This is a genomic window from Halanaerobium sp. MA284_MarDTE_T2, from assembly GCF_003337245.1.
Taxonomy (GTDB): domain Bacteria; phylum Bacillota; class Halanaerobiia; order Halanaerobiales; family Halanaerobiaceae; genus QPJE01.
Genome location: NZ_QPJE01000002.1, coordinates 72,943 through 90,863 on the forward strand (window position 1 = coordinate 72,943; position 17,921 = coordinate 90,863).

At 35.5% G+C, this 17,921-nt stretch carries 17 protein-coding genes, 3 tRNA genes, 1 other RNA gene and 2 pseudogenes; 6 read left to right on the forward strand and 17 right to left on the reverse strand.

Annotated elements, in window-relative coordinates:
• Position 1 precedes the first annotated feature (1 nt).
• The 7 genes from DFR78_RS01570 to guaB form a co-directional block, all read right to left on the reverse strand.
• Positions 2-325: an initiation control protein YabA gene (locus DFR78_RS01570; protein WP_114457172.1), complete on the reverse strand. Its 324-nt coding sequence runs from the start codon at positions 323-325 to the stop codon at positions 2-4.
• 16 nt (positions 326-341) lie between these two features.
• Complete coding sequence (locus DFR78_RS01575) at positions 342-1,148, reverse strand: stage 0 sporulation family protein (RefSeq protein ID WP_114457092.1); 807 nt, start codon at positions 1,146-1,148, stop codon at positions 342-344.
• A gap of 30 nt (positions 1,149-1,178) precedes the next feature.
• Positions 1,179-2,168 (reverse strand): DNA polymerase III subunit delta', encoded by a 990-nt coding sequence (holB, locus tag DFR78_RS01580; RefSeq protein ID WP_114457093.1) that lies wholly within the window; start codon positions 2,166-2,168, stop codon positions 1,179-1,181.
• Positions 2,169-2,190: 22 nt separating this feature from the next.
• Positions 2,191-2,550: a cyclic-di-AMP receptor gene (locus DFR78_RS01585; RefSeq protein WP_114457094.1), complete on the reverse strand. Its 360-nt coding sequence runs from the start codon at positions 2,548-2,550 to the stop codon at positions 2,191-2,193.
• The gene (gene tmk / locus DFR78_RS01590) at positions 2,550-3,176 is read right to left on the reverse strand and encodes a dTMP kinase (protein WP_114457095.1); all 627 of its coding nucleotides are present in this window, start codon (positions 3,174-3,176) and stop codon (positions 2,550-2,552) included. The genes DFR78_RS01585 and tmk overlap by 1 nt, the downstream gene beginning before the upstream one ends.
• Before the next feature lie 168 nt (positions 3,177-3,344).
• Positions 3,345-4,280 (reverse strand): thioredoxin-disulfide reductase, encoded by a 936-nt coding sequence (trxB, locus tag DFR78_RS01595; RefSeq protein WP_114457096.1) that lies wholly within the window; start codon positions 4,278-4,280, stop codon positions 3,345-3,347.
• Between the two features lie 90 nt (positions 4,281-4,370).
• Positions 4,371-5,834, reverse strand: coding sequence for an IMP dehydrogenase (gene guaB, locus DFR78_RS01600; protein WP_114457097.1), 1,464 nt, complete (start codon positions 5,832-5,834; stop codon positions 4,371-4,373).
• A gap of 609 nt (positions 5,835-6,443) precedes the next feature.
• Here guaB and DFR78_RS01605 point away from each other — a divergent pair.
• Positions 6,444-7,556 (forward strand): DUF362 domain-containing protein, encoded by a 1,113-nt coding sequence (locus tag DFR78_RS01605; RefSeq protein ID WP_114457098.1) that lies wholly within the window; start codon positions 6,444-6,446, stop codon positions 7,554-7,556.
• A gap of 138 nt (positions 7,557-7,694) precedes the next feature.
• On the opposite strand, the gene recR is transcribed toward DFR78_RS01605, so the two are convergent.
• From recR to DFR78_RS12095, 9 genes and pseudogenes are all read right to left on the reverse strand, one after another.
• A complete protein-coding gene (recR, locus tag DFR78_RS01610) occupies positions 7,695-8,291 on the reverse strand; it encodes a recombination mediator RecR (protein WP_114457099.1) in 597 nt (198 codons plus the stop codon).
• Positions 8,291-8,599, reverse strand: coding sequence for a YbaB/EbfC family nucleoid-associated protein (locus tag DFR78_RS01615; protein ID WP_114457100.1), 309 nt, complete (start codon positions 8,597-8,599; stop codon positions 8,291-8,293). Before DFR78_RS01615 ends, recR begins: the two co-directional genes overlap by 1 nt.
• Position 8,600: 1 nt before the next feature.
• Complete coding sequence (gene dnaX / locus DFR78_RS01620) at positions 8,601-10,427, reverse strand: DNA polymerase III subunit gamma/tau (RefSeq protein WP_114457101.1); 1,827 nt, start codon at positions 10,425-10,427, stop codon at positions 8,601-8,603.
• An 81-nt stretch (positions 10,428-10,508) separates the two neighbouring features.
• Positions 10,509-10,774: signal recognition particle sRNA large type (gene ffs, locus DFR78_RS01625), an RNA gene on the reverse strand.
• A gap of 24 nt (positions 10,775-10,798) precedes the next feature.
• A tRNA-Ser gene (locus tag DFR78_RS01630) sits at positions 10,799-10,890 on the reverse strand.
• 54 nt (positions 10,891-10,944) lie between these two features.
• A tRNA-Ser gene (locus DFR78_RS01635) sits at positions 10,945-11,034 on the reverse strand.
• A complete protein-coding gene (gene tadA, locus DFR78_RS01640; protein WP_114457102.1) occupies positions 11,021-11,494 on the reverse strand; it encodes a tRNA adenosine(34) deaminase TadA in 474 nt (157 codons plus the stop codon). Before tadA ends, DFR78_RS01635 begins: the two co-directional genes overlap by 14 nt.
• Positions 11,495-11,511: 17 nt before the next feature.
• Positions 11,512-11,588: transfer RNA gene (locus tag DFR78_RS01645), tRNA-Arg, on the reverse strand.
• 761 nt (positions 11,589-12,349) lie between these two features.
• Positions 12,350-12,472: pseudogene (locus DFR78_RS12095) on the reverse strand (IS3 family transposase); the annotation flags it as partial.
• Positions 12,473-12,770: 298 nt separating this feature from the next.
• Here DFR78_RS12095 and DFR78_RS12100 point away from each other — a divergent pair.
• A pseudogene (locus DFR78_RS12100) lies at positions 12,771-13,014 on the forward strand (IS1380 family transposase); the annotation flags it as partial.
• Here the strand turns inward: DFR78_RS12100 and DFR78_RS12240 are convergent.
• A complete protein-coding gene (locus DFR78_RS12240) occupies positions 12,962-13,084 on the reverse strand; it encodes a hypothetical protein (RefSeq protein WP_255416509.1) in 123 nt (40 codons plus the stop codon). The pseudogene DFR78_RS12100 and the gene DFR78_RS12240 overlap by 53 nt on opposite strands.
• Before the next feature lie 283 nt (positions 13,085-13,367).
• Here DFR78_RS12240 and DFR78_RS01650 point away from each other — a divergent pair, with 283 nt between their 5' ends.
• The 4 genes from DFR78_RS01650 (at position 13,368) to DFR78_RS01665 (ending at position 17,888) form a co-directional block, all read left to right on the forward strand.
• A complete protein-coding gene (locus DFR78_RS01650; RefSeq protein WP_114457103.1) occupies positions 13,368-14,255 on the forward strand; it encodes a BMP family protein in 888 nt (295 codons plus the stop codon).
• A gap of 65 nt (positions 14,256-14,320) precedes the next feature.
• On the forward strand, positions 14,321-15,844 hold the full coding sequence (locus DFR78_RS01655) for an ABC transporter ATP-binding protein (protein ID WP_199505525.1): 1,524 nt from the start codon (positions 14,321-14,323) through the stop codon (positions 15,842-15,844).
• Positions 15,841-16,926: an ABC transporter permease gene (locus DFR78_RS01660; protein WP_199505526.1), complete on the forward strand. Its 1,086-nt coding sequence runs from the start codon at positions 15,841-15,843 to the stop codon at positions 16,924-16,926. The genes DFR78_RS01655 and DFR78_RS01660 overlap by 4 nt, the downstream gene beginning before the upstream one ends.
• A gap of 26 nt (positions 16,927-16,952) precedes the next feature.
• The gene (locus DFR78_RS01665) at positions 16,953-17,888 is read left to right on the forward strand and encodes an ABC transporter permease (protein ID WP_199505527.1); all 936 of its coding nucleotides are present in this window, start codon (positions 16,953-16,955) and stop codon (positions 17,886-17,888) included.
• The last annotated feature ends 33 nt before the right edge of the window (positions 17,889-17,921 follow it).

Sequence of the window (17,921 nt, forward strand, 5' to 3'; positions counted from 1 at the left end):
TTTATTTCTCCTTACCCTGATTTTCCAGCAGATTAAGGCAGAAAAGACAGTTTCCCTTTCTTTTTTCTCCAAAACTGAGCGGACAGACATGATACCCTTCATCATAAATATGAATTAAGTTTATATAGCCCTGCCTTTCAGCCGGTATTTCATCTTCAGCTTCATATTTGAAGATGAGATTCTTTAATTCATCATTTTCTGTACGCAGTTCTTCATTTTCCTGATAAAGCTGATAAGTTATATCTTTTAATTTATGAAATCTAAGAGAAAGGGCTTCTATCTGCTCCTGGAAGTGGGCAAGGGCACTGAGAACTTCTTGATCCATCAGTTTTCCCTTCCTTTCAGTCAAAATCGTATTCATCCAAATCTTCAACCTCAACTTCTATATAATCTTCTCCACCTATATCAACTTTAATTGTTTTCTTGACAAGATTGCGGTCCACAATTTCCCCTTCACCGATTTCTAAATCTACAGTTTCTCCAACTTTGGGCATTATTTCTTTGAGTTTTTTATATGTTTTTGACTCATATTCCAGACAGCACATAAGTCTGCCACATAGTCCTGATATTTTAGCAGGATTAAGTGAAAGGTCCTGTTTTTTGGCCATTTTAATTGAAATTGGCTGAAAATCTCTCAAAAAAGTAGCACAACAAATTGGACGACCACATGGTCCCAGTCCACCCACCATTTTTGCCTCATCTCGAACACCAATCTGGCGCAGCTCAATTCGTGTTTTAAACACACGAGCTAAATCCTTAACAAGTTCTCTAAAATCAACTCTTCCATCAGCTGTAAAATAAAATATTATTTTATTGTGATCAAAAGTGTACTCAACATCTATCAGCTTCATAGGAAGCCCGTGTTTATCTATCTTTTTAAGGCAGATATCATAAGCCTCTTTTTCTAAACGCTGGTTTTCCTCATGTTTTTCTTTATCTTTTAAAGTTGCTTTCCGCATGACATCTTTTAAAGGAGCAACTATCTCTTCTTCAGTCACTTCTTTTTTTCCTACAACAACTTTACCATATTCAATTCCTCTTGCTGTTTCTACAATAACAAAATCACCGGCTTCAAGTTCTATATTACCAGGATCAAAATAATAGATCTTGCCGGTTTTTTTGAAGCTAACTCCTACTACAGTATACATTCAATTACACACCTCAATTTATTTTTATATCTACTTTTGCTCTAATTGGCGCAGTTTAAAAAGCAATACTTCCAAAGCTAAATCCTTGCGTACATTGCTGTCAATATATTTTTTAGCAAGTTCAATATATTCAAGTTTATCCATAATATTTTTTTCTGTGTATTTATCAGTACTCTTCTTTATTAAGTCAAGATAGTCAATGTTTTTGACTCCCTGCTCATAATTCTGTTTGAACATAATTATATCGCGATACCAGTTTGATAGCAAATAAAAGAAAGGAAAATCATTATTAATTAATTTATTAAATTGATCTGCCGCAGAAAATATTTCCACAGTAGTTTTTTTATCAATAGCTGCTATAAAATTATATATACTTTTTCTTTTTTCAAAAAAAGACTCATTTTCTGCAAATTTAACAGCTCTACCCGGACTTCCTTCTGCAAGATAGGATAATATTTCCGCCTTATCCTGTGGCAGATCTTTTTTTAATAAAATATCTTTTATCAGTTCAGCTGAAACATCAGTTAATTTCACTTTCTGACAGCGTGATACTATTGTCGGTAGGAGTTTTCCTTCATCTTCAACAAGGAGTATTATAGTAGCAAATTCAGGAGGTTCTTCCAGTGTCTTAAGCAGGCTGTTTGCTGCCTCTTTAGTCATTAAGTCAGCATCTTCAATAATATATATTTTTCTATCACTTTCATATGGTTTATATGTTATTTCCTTTTTCAATTCTCTAATCTGATCTATTGATATTGCAGATTTATCTTCAGCTTTAACTATAGTCTTTAAATCCGGATGATTACTGTGATCAACTTTGCGGCAGCTTATACAGCTGTCACAGCTGTCCAGTTTTTTATTGCTGCAGAAAACTGCTTTGGCAAATTCCAGCGCCAGCTTCTTTTTTCCCAGCCCACCCTGTCCAGAAAACAGATATGCATGGCTGATACGTCCATTTTTAATTTCATCTTTCAATATTTCTACAGCTTTATCCTGACCACTTACCGAAGAAAAACTCATTTTTGAATTACTCCTTTTTTATTTAAACTTTGATAAATTTTTCAACATTGATAATAAATATTGTTGCTCCTCCAATTTCGACCTCCATAGGGAAGGAATAATAGCCCTCAAGAGAATTGGCAACAGGTGACATAGGTGCTACAGTTTTTTTGCGTGATTTGCAGTTTTCTCTAATTATCTCTATTACTTTATCTATATGTTCTTCATCAGAACCTATCATAAAAGTTGTATTTCCTTCTCTTAAAAAACCACCTGTAGAAGCCATTTTGGTGGCCTGAAAACCTTCTGTAGTTAGTGCCTCTAAAAGATCGGCTGCATCATGATCATGTACTACTGCTATTATCATCTTGACCGTTTTAGCCATGTTAGCTTTTTTTTCCATTATAATAACCTCCTGGAAATAATTTTTTTAATCTGAGCATGTACATTTTCCGTTTCTCCACCAGCATCAACTACTACAAATCTATCTTCTTCTGCCATCTTGAGATAACCTTTTCTAACACGCTGATGAAAATAATCTCCTTCTCTTTCCAGGCGATCTCCTGTCTGATCATTACTAATTGAACGAGCTCTCATAAGTCCCTGTTTGATTTCTATATCCAGGATAAAAGTGAGATCAGGCCAGTACGGATCTACAACCCATTTATTGATAGAATAAACTGTTTTATAGTCCAAGCCCCTGCCATAAGCCTGATAGGCTAAATTGGAATCAACAAATCTATCTGAAAGTATTATTTTACCTTCTTTTAAAGCTGGAATAATATTTTCTTTCATATCCTGTGCTCTATCAGCTGCATATAAAAGTATTTCTGCTTTATAATCCATAATATCATAGTGGGGATCAAGCAGGATTTCTCTTATTTTTCTGCCAATTTCTGTTCCACCAGGTTCCCTGGTATATTCTACTTCTCTTCCCTTTTCTGTGAGAAATTTATACAGCAGTTTAATCTGTGTAGTTTTTCCGGATCCTTCTATTCCTTCAAATGTTATAAAATATCCTTGAGCCAAAGAGTCCAGCTCCTCTCCTTACTTTATTCTATTTGTCTCATTATATAATAATCATCTTTTTTTTGCAATATACGAAAAGCTGCCCTATATTCCTGTATTCTCTAATACAACAGGAAAATTAAGGCAGCTTAAATTACCTTGAGGGTAATATATTTCAATGATCAATTTTTAATTTTTATTGTCTAAATACTTGCCAGCCTGAATTGCTGCTTTTGCTCCAGAAGCAGCAGCAATAATAACCTGCCTGTATTCAGGATCCTGAACATCACCAGCAGCATAGACACCTTTAATACTGGTCTGCTGTTTTTCATCTGTAATAATATATCCCTGCTCATCCAGTTTGATTATATCTTTAAAAAGTTTGGTCCTTGGTGTATGACCAACTGCTATAAACAGTCCGGAAACTCCCAGATCTTTTTCTTCTCTATTTTTGTTATTAAAAATTTTAATTCCCTGCAGTTTATTTTCCCCTAGAAGTTCTTTTACTTCTGTATTCCAGAGAACTTCTATTTTTTCGTTATTCTTTACTCTATCACCAAGTATTTTTGTTCCTCTAAACTTATCTCTCCTGTGCAGTACATATACTTTACTGGCAAACTTAGTTAGAAATGTTGCTTCCCATAAAGCAGTATCTCCACCGCCGACAATGGCAATATCCTGATCTCTAAAAAATGCCGCATCACAGGTAGCACAGTAGGAAATTCCATTACCACGGAATTTATCTTCTTTTTCTAAACCCAGCTGACGCGGTTCTGCACCGGTGGCAATTATTACAGATTCAGCAATATATTCTTCCATATCAGTTTTTATAATATAGCTGTCACCAGAAAAATTGACAGATTCTACAATTTCATAAACTAGACGTGCATCAAAACTCTCTGCCTGTTCTGTTATCTTCTGCATCAATTCAAATCCACCAATACCGCCGGGAAAACCTGGATAATTTTCTAATTCTGAAGTAGTTGTAATCTGACCACCTGGCTCAGGTCCGTTTATTACTAAAGGGTCAAGACCTCCACGGGCAGCGTAAATTGCTGCAGAAAGCCCGGCCGGCCCCCCTCCAATAATGATTAATTTTTCTTCTTTTCTATTTTCTTCAGACATGATAAGCCCTCCTGTTATGGACTATTATTTATTTAATTCACAGCTTATATTATTACTTTTTTATAATTTTGTCTGTAAAACCGGCAACAGCTAATCCACACTGTAGTTGGGCGCCTCTTTGGTTATTGTTATATCATGTGGATGGCTTTCTCTTAGTCCGGCAGGAGAAATCCTTATAAACTGTCCATTTTCACGCAGATCTTCTATATTTTTTGTCCCACAGTATCCCATTCCTGATTTTAATCCACCTACCAGCTGATAGATAGTTTCATATAGTGTACCTTTATAGGGAACACGCCCCTCTATTCCTTCTGGAACAAATTTTTCCGGTTCTTCTTGATCTTCCTGAAAATACCGATCCTTACTTCCCTGTTTCATAGCACCAACAGATCCCATTCCTCTGTAAACTTTATAGCTTCTACCCTTGTAAATTTCCAGTTCACCAGGACTTTCTTCTGTACCGGCAAGTAAACTTCCAATCATTACAGTGTGTGCTCCAGCTGCAAGTGCTTTTACTATATCACCGGAATATTTAATACCACCATCAGCTATAACTGTTTTTCCGTATTCAGCAGCCTTTTTAGCTGAATCATAAATTGCGGTTATCTGGGGTACTCCCACACCTGCAACAACTCTTGTGGTACAGATAGAACCGGGTCCAATACCCACTTTAACCACGTCTGCACCAGCCTTTATTAATTCTTCAGTTGCTTCTGCTGTAGCTACATTTCCAGCTATAATGGGAAGATCCGGAAATTCACTTTTTATTTTCTTTACTATTTCAATAACTCCCAGTGAATGTCCATGAGCAGTATCAACAACCAGGATATCTACATCAGCTTCATAAAGTGCTTTAACTCTTTCCATTGTATCTGTTCCTGTTCCAACTGCTGCACCTGCAAGAAGCCTTCCCTGTTTGTCTTTAGAAGCATATGGAAACTGTCTTGCTTTTTCTATATCTTTAATTGTAATAAGTCCCCGCAAAATACCATTATCATCTACAATGGGCAATTTTTCTATTTTATGCTTCTGCAGGGCATCTTTTGCATCATCAAGTGTAGTTCCAACAGGAGCTGTTACGAGCCCTTCATCTGTCATAACTTCTGAAATTGGACGGTCATAATTTTGAACAAAGCGGAGGTCTCTATTGGTAAGGATTCCAACAAGAATTTTTTCTTCATTTACAATTGGAACTCCAGAAATATGATATTTTGACATCAGTGCTTCAGCTTCATTGATGGTGGCATCTGGCTGAAGGTAAAACGGATCAACAATAACTCCACTTTCAGATCTCTTAACTTTATCTACTTCAGATGCCTGCTGTCTGATGGACATATTTTTATGGATAATACCAAGTCCACCTTCTCTTGCCATAGCAATTGCCATATCACCCTCTGTAACTGTATCCATACCAGCACTAATGATTGGAATATTTAAACTAATTTCATCTGTCAGCTTTGTTCTGGTTTCAACTTCTTTAGGCACAACATCAGATCTGGCAGGAATTAACAAAATATCATCAAAAGTTAATCCTTCTTTAACAATTTTATCCATTTTTCCGCCTCCTATTTAAATTTTAAAATATTTTATAAAATTTCCACTGCAATTTAATGACTTTTTAAGGTATTAGATTCGCATATATTTAAGGTATTTTAACAAAGCCTGAGCACAATGTCAAGCTGCAGAAAATAGGAGTTTCCCCAAAATTTATTTTCAAGCTGCAAAAAGGGGGCTTTAGTCATCAACGAAATTTTTAGATTTATCTAAAACTCAATTCGGGTGTGAAATAGGGCACACTAATCAATGAGTCCTCCTGACTCATGATTAGCTCACTCCATCCTGCAGTTCAACCCTATTTCTTCCTTCATTTCGTTAAGATTCATTGACTAAAAATTTCAATATTCCTGCATCTCCCTTTTTTGCAGCAGTATATAAAAAATGGGGAAAGTCTATGCAGAAAATTTATCAGCAGCAGTGAAATAATAAAGTTTCCCCAAAATTATTTTTAGAACTGCAGAAAAGGGGAAAATCTTAGGTGTAAAATCTTAATGAGCGAAAAGTGTAAAATATTATTTGACATTCATAACTTGTTATATCCTGAAATTTATCATATAATTAAAAATAAGTTTTAATACATTAAATAATTCAACAAGGAGGAATATTATGTCATCAAAAGTATATATAGCTGACATGAAGTCAACAACCAACAGTGAAAGTCTTGTTAAAAAGTTGAGCAAATTATTTTATAAGGCTGGATTCAATGAATTTATAGATAAAGATGATCTGGTGGCTGTTAAACAACACTTTGGAGAACCCGGAAATACTGCTTTTATAAGACCTGTTTTTACCAGACAGCTGGTAAGTGATATAAAAAAAATGGGCGGCAAACCTTTTTTAACAGATGCAAATACACTTTATGTAGGTGGAAGGGCCAATTCTGTTGATCACCTCAACAGTGCCATAGCCAATGGATTTGGTTATGCATCTATTCAGGCTCCAATAATTATTGCTGATGGTTTAAAAGGCAAGAATACTATGGAAGTTGAAGTGAATCTAAAGCACTTCAAAAACATAAAAGTTGGTTCTGAAGTAATGCATGCTGATTCCTTGATAAGTCTGGCCCACTTTAAGGGACATCAGCTGACCGGTTTTGGCGGAACATTTAAAAATATAGGAATGGGACTGGGCAGCCGTGCAGGAAAACAGATGATGCATTCGGCAGTTTTACCAGAAATTGAAGAAGAACACTGTATTAAATGCAAACAGTGTGTAAAATACTGTCCGGAAGATTGTATTACAATTAATGAAGAAAAAAGCTTTATTAATCATGATATATGTATTGGCTGTGGAGAATGTGTTGTAACTTGCCCAACAGAAGCAATTACAATAGAATGGGAAGCAACAAGTGAAGGAGTGGAAGAAAGACTGGTAGAATTCACATATGGAATTGTAAAAGAGAAAAAAGATAAAACAGCATATATAAATTTCATTACAAATGTTTCTCCAGACTGTGACTGTTCAGGATGGAATGACCGACCAATAGTTCGCGATATAGGTATTTTAGCTTCTAAAGATCCTGTTGCTTTGGAACAGGCTTCTCTGGACCTGGTTAATAAAGAAGAAAAATGTTTTGGAATGCTTGTTGATAAAGATATTAAGCCTGGAGAAAATAAATTCAAACATGTACATCCCAGTACTGATGGTGGTTTAAGACAGATAGAATATGCAGAAGAAATTGGTCTGGGAAGCAGAGATTATGAGCTAATTGAACTGTAACATCCAGCTTGGTTAATGGAAATTTACAATATCTACAATTTCCATTAAAATAATTCAAAAGATATTCATAAAATTAATAAAACCCTGTCTTTAGAAAGAAATTCTCTGGACAGGGTTTTATTATTAGCAAATTTTAATTTATAATTCACGGCGTCCTTCCAGTGCTTTCGAAAGTGTTACTTCATCAGCATATTCCAGGTCTCCACCCACCGGTACACCATGAGCAATTCTGGTAACTTTAACTCCAAGTGGTTTTATAAGTTTTGCCAGATACATCGCTGTTGCATCTCCCTCAGCATTGGGATCTGTTGCAATTATTACTTCTTCAACTCCGTTTTCCAGTCTGGGAATCAAACTGCGAATTTTTATTTCATCAGGACCAATTCCATCCATGGGAGAAATAGCTCCATGCAGCACATGGTAAAGTCCATTATATTCTCCAGTTTTCTCCATAACCACTATATCACGGGGACTTTCGACAACACATATCATAGATTGATCTCTACTTTCTGAACTGCAGAATGAACATTTATCATTTTCAGTTAAATGATTGCATACAGAACAGTAATTAATTTTTTCGCGAGCCTCCAATAGAGCATCCGCGAGCTCCTTTACTTCATTTTTGCTGCGTTCCAGAATATAAAATGATAGTCTGCGAGCAGTTTTAGGCCCAATACCGGGTAATTTACTCAATTCACCAATAAGTTTACCCATTGGTCTTGGATATGGATCCATTAAAACATCCCTGGAATATTCATTCCACCGGTAATTTTACCCATTTCTTCATTTACCATGTCCTGTACTTTGCGCATACCTTCATTAACTGCTGCCAAAATAAGATCTTCCAGCATTTCTACATCTTCAGGATCAACTGCATCTTCATCGATCTGCAGATCTACTACCTCCTGTTTACCATTAACAACAACTTTAACAACTCCACCACCTGCAGTGGTTTCTATTGTCTTTTCTTCCAGTTCTTCCTGCATTTTTGCCATTTTGGCCTGCATTTTCTGTGCCTGCTTCATCAAATTATTCATCTTCATTTTAATCTCCTCCTCTTTTTTCCAGAATGTTTTTGTCTACACTTATAATTTCACCTTCAAATAAATCTGCTAATTTTTTTAAATCTTCAAAAGTGTTTTCTTCATTATATTTTTTTTCTTTTTCTACTTTTTTCTCTTTCCTATCATTATTATCAGTATTATCACTTATTTTTTTTTTAAGATTATTTTTTTCTGAAGCACTGCTGTAAATTAAGAATTCAACTTCTACCGGCTGGCCCAGTACATTCCTGACAACTTTATTGATCATTGAACTATTGGACAGTGCTCCCTTGTAATGAAATTTCTTTCCTTCAGGAAAAGCCACTGTAATTGTTTTACCATTTACCTTAACAGGCGTTCCTTCCCTCAGAAGGGCCTGAACTGATATATCAGTTTTTCTTATATTATTGAGCACTTTCCCCCATATTTTTTTAATATCATCCAGTTTTAAATCAGTATTTTTCTTCTGTTTTTGGGGTGCAGCCTCTTCAATATTCCTTTCTGAAGCTCCATCATTTACCTCATCTTTATCTGCAAAATCTTTATCATCGGCTGAATTAATCTTTTTATCTACATTCTTAACGGTTTTATTAATATGGTGTGGCTTATTAACATCATCTTTTGTCTTCTTTAATTCCTCTGTCTTATCTGAAGAAGATGCAGCTAAAGAGTTTTTTAAATGAGAAAGCTGAAATTCAAGTTCTTCAATCCTTTCAGCAAGCATTAAAGGATCATTATTATCGCTGCTGCACAATTTAATAACTGCAATTTCCAGCTGAAGTTTAGGCTGATTACTGTATTTTAACTTCTGATTCAATTCCGAAAAAAGATCTATTATTTCAGTTAACTGTCTGCTGCTCAACTGTGAGGCTTCTTCTGAAAGATCATTTAAATAGCTTTTGGAATACTCCAGTATTCCGGATTCAACTCCACATTCCTTAATAAGCAGAAGTTCGCGACAATATTCTATTAATTCTTCTGAAAATCTTTCTATACCCAGCCCCATAGCGATAATTTTAGAAACCAATTTTAAGGCCTGATCACTGTGCTTTAAACTAACTGCATCCAGAAATTTTTTCAGTTCTTTTTTTTCCACTCTGCCCAACATTTTAGCTACACCATCTGCAGTTAATTTACCATCAGTAAAAGAAATAGCCTGATCAAGCAGACTAATCCCATCTCTCATGCCCCCTCGAGCATTTCTGGCAAGAATATCCAGCGTTTCAGCTTCAACTGAAAATTCTTCCTGCTGACAGATAAATTTTAGCCTCTTTTTAATATCCGAAAGTGATAAAAGCGAAAAATCGAAGCGCTGACATCTCGACATAATTGTTGTAATAACTTTATGTGGTTCTGTTGTTGCCAGTATAAAAACAACACTTTCTGGAGGTTCTTCCAGTGTTTTTAATAATGCATTAAAAGCTCCTTTGGTGAGCATATGTACCTCATCAATAATATATACTTTATATTTCCCCTCACCTGGATAAAATTTAACCTTTTCTCTCAGATCCCTTATTTCATCAATACCTCTGTTTGAAGCTGCATCAATTTCTATAACATCAAGTGAATTCCCTTTTTCTATTCTCTGACAAGAATTGCATTCTCCACAGGGCTCAAAATCCTCTGCAGGCTGGGCACAGTTTAATGCTCTGGCAAATACCTTTGCAGTGGAAGTTTTCCCTGTACCACGAGGACCTGCAAAAAGATATGCATGGGCAACTCTATCATTCTTTATTGCATTTTTTAATGTTTTTACCACATGGTCCTGTCCAATTAAGTCTTTAAATTTGGTCGGCCTGTATTTTCTATAAAGTGAGAGAAAAGACATTAAATTCACCTCTATTTATTTTTATATTTTTATTATATAATATAACAAAAACACCCTCAACTCCGGGTGTTAAAAAAATGACCGCACACCTGCTTCGAATTTTATCTTCCAGGCGTTACCCTAATAGTTGGCTCGAATCAGGCACCCTTGCGGCACATGAAGACACTTATTTACCGCTGCTTCCTCCCGGACCTGACGGGGTTCATAAGGCTCCATTGCGCAAGACCCAATTGTCAACACTACTTTTTAGGGCCAGACCCTGAAAGACAAAACCCTCAGCCACGGCTTCAATCCTGCTATAGCGGGTTGCAGGTTACAGGGTACCGCTACCACCCCATTTAGTGCGGCCAAATCTTATATTTTAGTTTAAATGGCGGAGAGGGAGGGATTCGAACCCTCGGTAGGCGTGAGCCTACACCCGCTTTCCAGGCGGGCCCCTTAAGCCAGACTCGGACACCTCTCCGTAAAGTCTCTACTTTGAAAATTTATATATAATTCTATGAATGATAAAATCTAATGGCGGAAGGAGAGGGATTTGAACCCTCGAGGCAGTAAAGCCTACTCGATTTCGAGTCGAGCGGTTTAAGCCAGACTCACCCATCCTTCCGTTTTCTTAAATCACGGAAAAAATCTTTTAGAAGCTGTGCTGACTCTTCTTCCATAATACCTTCAACAACTTCTATCTGATGATTCATTCGCGAATCATCAAGCAGCTGATAAAGACTTTTTACAGCCCCAGCCTTGGGATCTCTGGCAGCAAAAATAAGCTTTTTTATCCTGGCCTGAAGCACTGCTCCGGCACACATCGGACATGGTTCTAAAGTTACATAAAGCTGGCAGTCTTCAAGCCGCCAGCTGACCTTTTTTTCGGCAGCCTTACGCAGAGCAATCATCTCAGCATGGGCAGTTGGGTCCTGGGTTTTTTCCCGGAGATTAAACCCCTTACCAACAACTTTTCCATTACAAACAACAACTGCACCAATTGGAACTTCATCATACTCTAGCGCTTTCCTGGCTTCTGCCAGGGCCATTTTCATATATTTTTTATCTTCATTAGAAAAAATCATAAAAACTCCTAAATAAATGGTGCGCCCGGAAGGATTCGAACCCTCAGCCTATTGATCCGTAGTCAATCGCTCTATCCAGTTGAGCTACGGGCGCAAGCTAAAACTTCTCTTAAGCAACAATAAATATTATAACAGCTGCTCTTATTATCGTCAAGGAATTTGTGAGAAAAAATTATATTCATTGATCTGACAGCCTTTGTAAGCTGTTTGAGTTAGTAAGCTGTCTTGAAGACAATAAAAAAGGCCATTTTTAAAAAATATTTAGAGTTATTTAAGTAAGATTTCCAGTATTAAAATTTGAAAAGCGTCTGATCTTTTAGGGTATTAACACTTTTAATCCTGCAAAACCCCTTCCGTAGTTTCTAGACTACATTATTTGGGTTGAAAAGTCAAGATTTTTGTTTCTGATTGAATGGTGGTTTTTGACTAAAAGTTTCCATAATTATAGTTTGATTACCTAATTTTACTTTAAACTGTAGTAATCTGTTAATTATATCACAATAATTTGAATATTTCACCTAACTTTATTAACTAGACTTTCCCCATTTTTTATATACTGCTGCAAAAAAGGGAGATGCAGGAATATTGAAATTTTTAGTCAATGAATCTTAACGAAATGAAGGAAGAAATAGGGTTGAACTGCAGGATGGAGTGAGCTAATCATGAGTCAGGAGGACTCATTGATTAGTGTGCCCTATTTCACACCCGAATTGAGTTTTAGATAAATCTAAAAATTTCGTTGATGACTAAAGCCCCCTTTTTGCAGCTTGAAAATAAATTTTGGGGAAACTCCTAACTTTATTAAAGTTAGAGCTTTTCTATTTATGAAAGAAAAAATAAGCTTCCCCCATTAAATTAGACACAAAGTTTAGGCAATTTCCTGTCGTTTTCATAATCTTCTAAACTTTTATAATTTAACGCCGAATACATTCTGATTCTGTTGTGATAAACAGCTATATATTTAAAAATTTCTGTCTTGCCTGGCTTCCTATAGCAGCCGCTATGCTGCCATTGTATTTTAGCTATTTTTAGTTTTAGTTTATAGTTTTTAAGTTATCTTTGACTGGGTTTTCTATCCAGACAGTCATAGAAAGTAGACTGGAAACCTTCTAATACCTGGTATATTTTCGTCACGGGAACACAGGAAATCGCTCTCTGTGGTTCTGGATAAAATCATAGATTGCCATAATTATATTACTATTAATATAAAAAATAAATTACCCAAATGGGTAATTTATTATAATCATAAGCAAATTTTATAAAAATAAAACCTGCTAAAGAAGTAATACTCGATTTTGATGATACAGTCTGTACTGTTTTTGGTAATCAGGAAGGTTCTGCAAATGGATATAATCCAAGATATAAAGGCAGACCTTCTTTAAAAAAAAGTTGGAATCATATCTAAAACTGATGAATTACTTAACCTGACACTGGAAGAAGGTACTCATCACAGCAATCATGAATTCCTTAATTTTTTAAAATCCTGTATTGAAACTCTACCTGAAAGCTGGTATCTAAAAGATCCATATCGAAAACTATTATATCTGCTCCAATATCCATCGTGATCTCTTTCCACTCTTCTTTAATCATTCTGCAGTTCCTAACCAGGTGATCCAAATCTTTAATAAAACATCATCCTTTTTAAGCAGTCTTTTAACTAATTAATACTCGGGTCTGTCAAAATCCTTCCCACTCATTTTATCAATAAAAATATAATCTTTTTCAACACCAGCTTTTAAAAGTCCATCTTCCTATCTGGCCGGATTCTGTTCTTTACTGGAAATTCTAATATAAACATATTTTTTATCACTCATATTATTTCACCTCTATTTCCAATTATTAGTTATAGGAAGATGAAGCAGTTAGTATTGCTATGATATTCCCCAGTACTATTGACGATATGGCCTGGAGTCAGGCAATGTATGATGGAGTTATTAGCTTAAAAGAAGAATTAGGAGAAAAAAAGATTTCAGAAATTTCTTACAGTGAAAACCTATATGATGCTGTGCAGGTTGGTTCAGCTATGCGAGAGTATGCTCCAAATTATGATATTGTTATAGCTCACGGAGCCCAGTATCAAAATATTGTTGATGATGTAGCACGAGATTTCCCAAATACTACCTTTGCTTACGGTACAGCATATAATGCTATGCATAATAATGTCTATGCTTATGATCCTAATGCTGAAGAAGGAGCCTATTTATCAGGAATCATCGCTGCCCATGTAACTAAAACCGGCATAGTTGGCATTGTAGGTCCTGTTGAAGCAGGTGATGCAATTAAATATAATACAGGCTTTATACAGGGAGTTAAATCAGTAAGTTCTAATGTTGAAATAAAAGTTGGTTATACAGGTAGTTTTGGAGATACTGTTGCTGCCAGAGAAATGGCTGAAACCCAGATTTCTGAAGGTGCTGATGTTTTAACTGGTTCAGCTCAGCAGACTGTTGGAGCAATCAAAGCAGCTGAAGAGGCAGGCGTTTACTGGTTATCTACAGATGTTGATCAGAGCAGTCTAGCACCAAATACTGTAATAGCATCTCAAGTGCTTAATTTTAAAGAAGTAGTTAGATATATGATTAATGCGAGAGCTGACGGAGTTTATGGTGGAGAGCATCTATCCTTATCATTTGAAAATGGATTTTTAAGCTATAAGCTTAATGAAAATCTGGATAATCTGATTGATGATGAGCTGCATGCATTAATTAATGAAAATATTGAAAAATTAAAGTCCGGTGAAATAGAAATAGAAATCAATTAAAATCAAAACCCTCCTGGAAGCTTCATCTGGGAGGGCCTATTTGAATTGTTTTAGGAGGCAGATTGATGGATAAAATTAAATCTTTAGAAATGGTCAATATAACTAAAAAATTTCCAGGAGTTATAGCAAATAAAGATGTTCATCTAAAGGTAGAATCTGGTGAAGTCCTTGCTCTACTTGGAGAAAATGGTGCAGGTAAAACAACTTTAATGAATATACTTTATGGGCTTTATCATCCAAACAGTGGTAGAATTTTAATTAATGATCAGGAAGTTAAAATTGATTCTCCTAAGAAAGCTCTGGATTTAGGAATAGGTATGGTCCATCAGCATTTTATGTTAGTTCCTTCTCTAACTGTAACCGAGAACGTAGCCCTTGGAATAAAATTTAAAAGTAAGTTTTCAATGGATCTGGATAACGTTGCTCAAAAAATTAAGCTTTTATCAAAAAAACATGATCTCAATATTGACTCCTCTCTTTTAATTTCTGACCTAAGTGTGGGTGAGAGACAGAAAGTTGAAATAATTAAAGCTCTTTATTTTAATGCCAATATCTTAGTTTTAGATGAACCAACTGCTGCTTTAACCCCTCAGGAAACAGATGATTTAATTAAATGGCTTAGGTCAGTTATTAAGGAAGGCATGGGAGTTATTTTTATCTCTCATAAATTAAATGAAGTCATGAATGTTAGTGATCGAGTTGAAGTTTTAAGGAATGGAAAAAATGTGTTTTCAACCCCAATTTCTAAAACTAATATCAATCAGCTAGCCCGAAAAATGGCAGGTCATGATGTAGAATTACCAACTGTAGAAAGAAAAAATAAATTTGGGAATACAATTATTGAGCTAGAAAATGTATGGGCTAAAAACGAACGCGGACTAGATGCTCTAAGAGGAGTAAATTTAACAATTAGAAAAGGAGAAATCCTTGGTATAGCTGGTGTCTCGGGAAATGGACAAAAAGAACTGGCAGAATCAATCACTGGTCTACAAAAAATTTACAAGGGAGATATAAGATTTAAAGGTGAAAGTATTGCAAATAAATCTGTTCAATCTATTATAGATAAAGGAATGGGCTATATTCCAGAAGATCGCCTACATATGGGAACTATTCCAGGTTTTAAAGTCAAAGAAAATTTAATTTTAAAAGATTATTTACGCAGCCCTTTCAGCAAAATATTTTTGCTTGATAGGACTTATATTAAAGATTACTGTAAATCAACAGTTGATGAGTATGATGTAAGATGTCCTAATATAAATACACCTACTCATGCTTTATCTGGTGGTAATATTCAAAAATTAATCTTATCACGGGAATTAAAAAGAGAACCTGATGCCCTTGTTGCTTCATATCCAATTAGAGGAGTAGATATAGCTGCAGTCCAATATATACATGAGAAGTTATTAGAAGCTAGAGATAATGATATGGGAATTCTTTTAATTACTGAAGAACTTGATGAATTAATAAACTTAAGTGACAGAATTGCAGTAATTTATGAAGATCAAATATTAGATGTAATTGATACAGCTGAAGCAGATAAATCAAAGCTAGGTTTATTAATGGCTGGAATTAAGGAGGGTTCGCGTTGAGAAATAACATCATAAAAATACTTTTTAATATATTAGTTTTATCAATTTCATTCATAGTTGCTTTACTTTTTGGTAGTATAATTTTATTAATTGCTGGTGTAAATCCTTTGGTAGCTTATCAGGCAATGATTATTCGACCAATCAGCAGTGTCTATGGACTTTCAGAAGCCTTAGTGAGATCAATACCACTGATGATGGTTGGAATTGGAATCTCAATTGCTTTCAGATCAAAAATGATTAATATTGGTGGTGAAGGTCAAATTCAGCTGGGAGCAGTTGCAGCTGGAGCTGCTGCTCTGGCAATTCCAGGTGTTCCTAAGGCTATTGCTATACCAATTATTATTTTAGTTGGCTTTACTGTTGGTGGCATTTGGGGTGGGATTGCTGGTTGGATGAAAGCAAAGCTGTCAGTTAATGAAGTTTTAAGTACAGTAATGTTGAATTACATAGCATTTCAGTTATATCTTTTCCTGATAAGGGGTCCCCTGATTGATCCTTCAGAGATTGCTTGGGGTACTGGGGTACCTCAAACTGCTAGAATGCCTGATTCAACAATCTTTGAACGTTTAATTCAGCAGGGACAGAGAATTCACTCAGGTATTTTTATTGCCCTTATAATTGCAATTTTAGTTTATTTTTTATTATGGCGCACTACTTTTGGCTTTAGATTAAGAGCAGTTGGCGAAGAACCAAAAGCGGCAAATTATGCAGGAATAAAAGTCGATAAATATCTAATACTTGCTATGGTACTTTCAGGTGGAATGGCCGGAATTGCTGGAACAATTGAAGTAATTGGAGTCCACCACCGGGTTCTGGAAGGACTTTCAGCTAATTATGGTTTTAGTGGGATTGTTGTTGCTTTATTTGGAAGGTTACACCCAATTGGTGTAATTCCTGCTTCCTTCTTTTTTGGACTTTTATTAATAGGCGCTGAAATGATGCAGCGAGCAGTTAATATACCTTCTGCCCTGGTAATTAGTATTCAGGGACTGGTTATTTTAGCAGTTGTATCAAGTAACCTGCTGCTGGAAAATCCAAAGTATAGAAAGAAGTTTCTCGGCTTTCTTATGCAAAATAATTAAAAAAACTAATTCTGGAGGTTTATTTCATGGCAATTAATGAAATTTTAAATTTAATTTTAAGAATTTTAACTGTAGCTATTGCAGTTTCTGCCCCTTATTTATTTGCCGCTATTGGTGAAATGTTTTCTCAAAAATCAGGAGTCTTAAATCTTGGAGTCGAGGGAATAATGATGTTGGGTGCCTTTGTCGCCTTTTATTTTGCCTGGGCCTATGAGAGTATTTTATTAGGTATTATTTTGGCAGTTTTCGTTGGTGCTTTAATGGGACTTTTAATGTCCTTTGTCAGCGTAACTTTAAAGGCTAAACAAGGAATTAGTGGAATTGGACTTTATATGTTTGGCTGGGGAGTTGCCGGGACCTTATTTCGACTTTTTATTGGTGGAGTGGAAGATATAGCTGGTTTACCTAATCTCCACCTGGGGTTTTTAAGTGAACTTCCAATTTTAGGCAAACTATTATTTTCTCACAATATACTTGTTTATTTAGCTTTTCTTCTGGTGCCAATTTCTTGGTATGTTTTATATAAAACATCCTGGGGCTTAAAAGTTAGAGCAGTTGGCTCTACTCCCAGGGCAGCAGATACTATGGGGACAAATGTAAATAAAATAAGATATCAATGTGTAATTTTAGGAAGTATGCTTGCTGCTTTAGGAGGGGCTTATCTTTCTGTTGCTCAGGCAAATATGTTTGCAAATGACTTAGTTGCAGGCAGAGGTTTTATTGCAGTTGCTTTGGTTTATTTCGGCAGATGGAAGCCTTTTGGAATATTAAAAGGTGCAATGCTGTTTAGTATAGCAAATGGATTTCAGCGCTGGTATCAAATTTCTGGAAGTACTTTCCCCTATGAGGTAACAGTTATTTTTCCCTATCTTTTAATTATTATAGTGCTAGCTTTATCACATGAAAAATTTGCTGAACCTACAGCATTAACTGTACCGTATGACAGAGAATTTAAGGGTTAAAGCAATCTCTAAAAATAAATATTTAAGAATGTA

Bases quoted from the DNA above. Each gene is read 5' to 3' on its own strand.
- DFR78_RS01570 (WP_114457172.1), bottom strand. From the start codon at position 325: ATGGATCAAGAAGTTCTCAGTGCCCTTGCCCACTTCCAGGAGCAGATA.
- DFR78_RS01575 (WP_114457092.1), bottom strand. From the start codon at position 1,148: ATGTATACTGTAGTAGGAGTTAGCTTCAAAAAAACCGGCAAGATCTAT.
- holB (WP_114457093.1), bottom strand. From the start codon at position 2,168: ATGAGTTTTTCTTCGGTAAGTGGTCAGGATAAAGCTGTAGAAATATTG.
- DFR78_RS01585 (WP_114457094.1), bottom strand. From the start codon at position 2,550: ATGGAAAAAAAAGCTAACATGGCTAAAACGGTCAAGATGATAATAGCA.
- trxB (WP_114457096.1), bottom strand. From the start codon at position 4,280: ATGTCTGAAGAAAATAGAAAAGAAGAAAAATTAATCATTATTGGAGGG.
- guaB (WP_114457097.1), bottom strand. From the start codon at position 5,834: ATGGATAAAATTGTTAAAGAAGGATTAACTTTTGATGATATTTTGTTA.
- DFR78_RS01605 (WP_114457098.1), top strand. From the start codon at position 6,444: ATGTCATCAAAAGTATATATAGCTGACATGAAGTCAACAACCAACAGT.
- recR (WP_114457099.1), bottom strand. From the start codon at position 8,291: ATGGATCCATATCCAAGACCAATGGGTAAACTTATTGGTGAATTGAGT.
- DFR78_RS01615 (WP_114457100.1), bottom strand. From the start codon at position 8,599: ATGAAGATGAATAATTTGATGAAGCAGGCACAGAAAATGCAGGCCAAA.
- dnaX (WP_114457101.1), bottom strand. From the start codon at position 10,427: ATGTCTTTTCTCTCACTTTATAGAAAATACAGGCCGACCAAATTTAAA.
- tadA (WP_114457102.1), bottom strand. From the start codon at position 11,494: ATGATTTTTTCTAATGAAGATAAAAAATATATGAAAATGGCCCTGGCA.
- DFR78_RS12240 (WP_255416509.1), bottom strand. From the start codon at position 13,084: ATGATTAAAGAAGAGTGGAAAGAGATCACGATGGATATTGGAGCAGAT.
- DFR78_RS01650 (WP_114457103.1), top strand. From the start codon at position 13,368: ATGATATTCCCCAGTACTATTGACGATATGGCCTGGAGTCAGGCAATG.
- DFR78_RS01655 (WP_199505525.1), top strand. From the start codon at position 14,321: ATGGATAAAATTAAATCTTTAGAAATGGTCAATATAACTAAAAAATTT.
- DFR78_RS01665 (WP_199505527.1), top strand. From the start codon at position 16,953: ATGGCAATTAATGAAATTTTAAATTTAATTTTAAGAATTTTAACTGTA.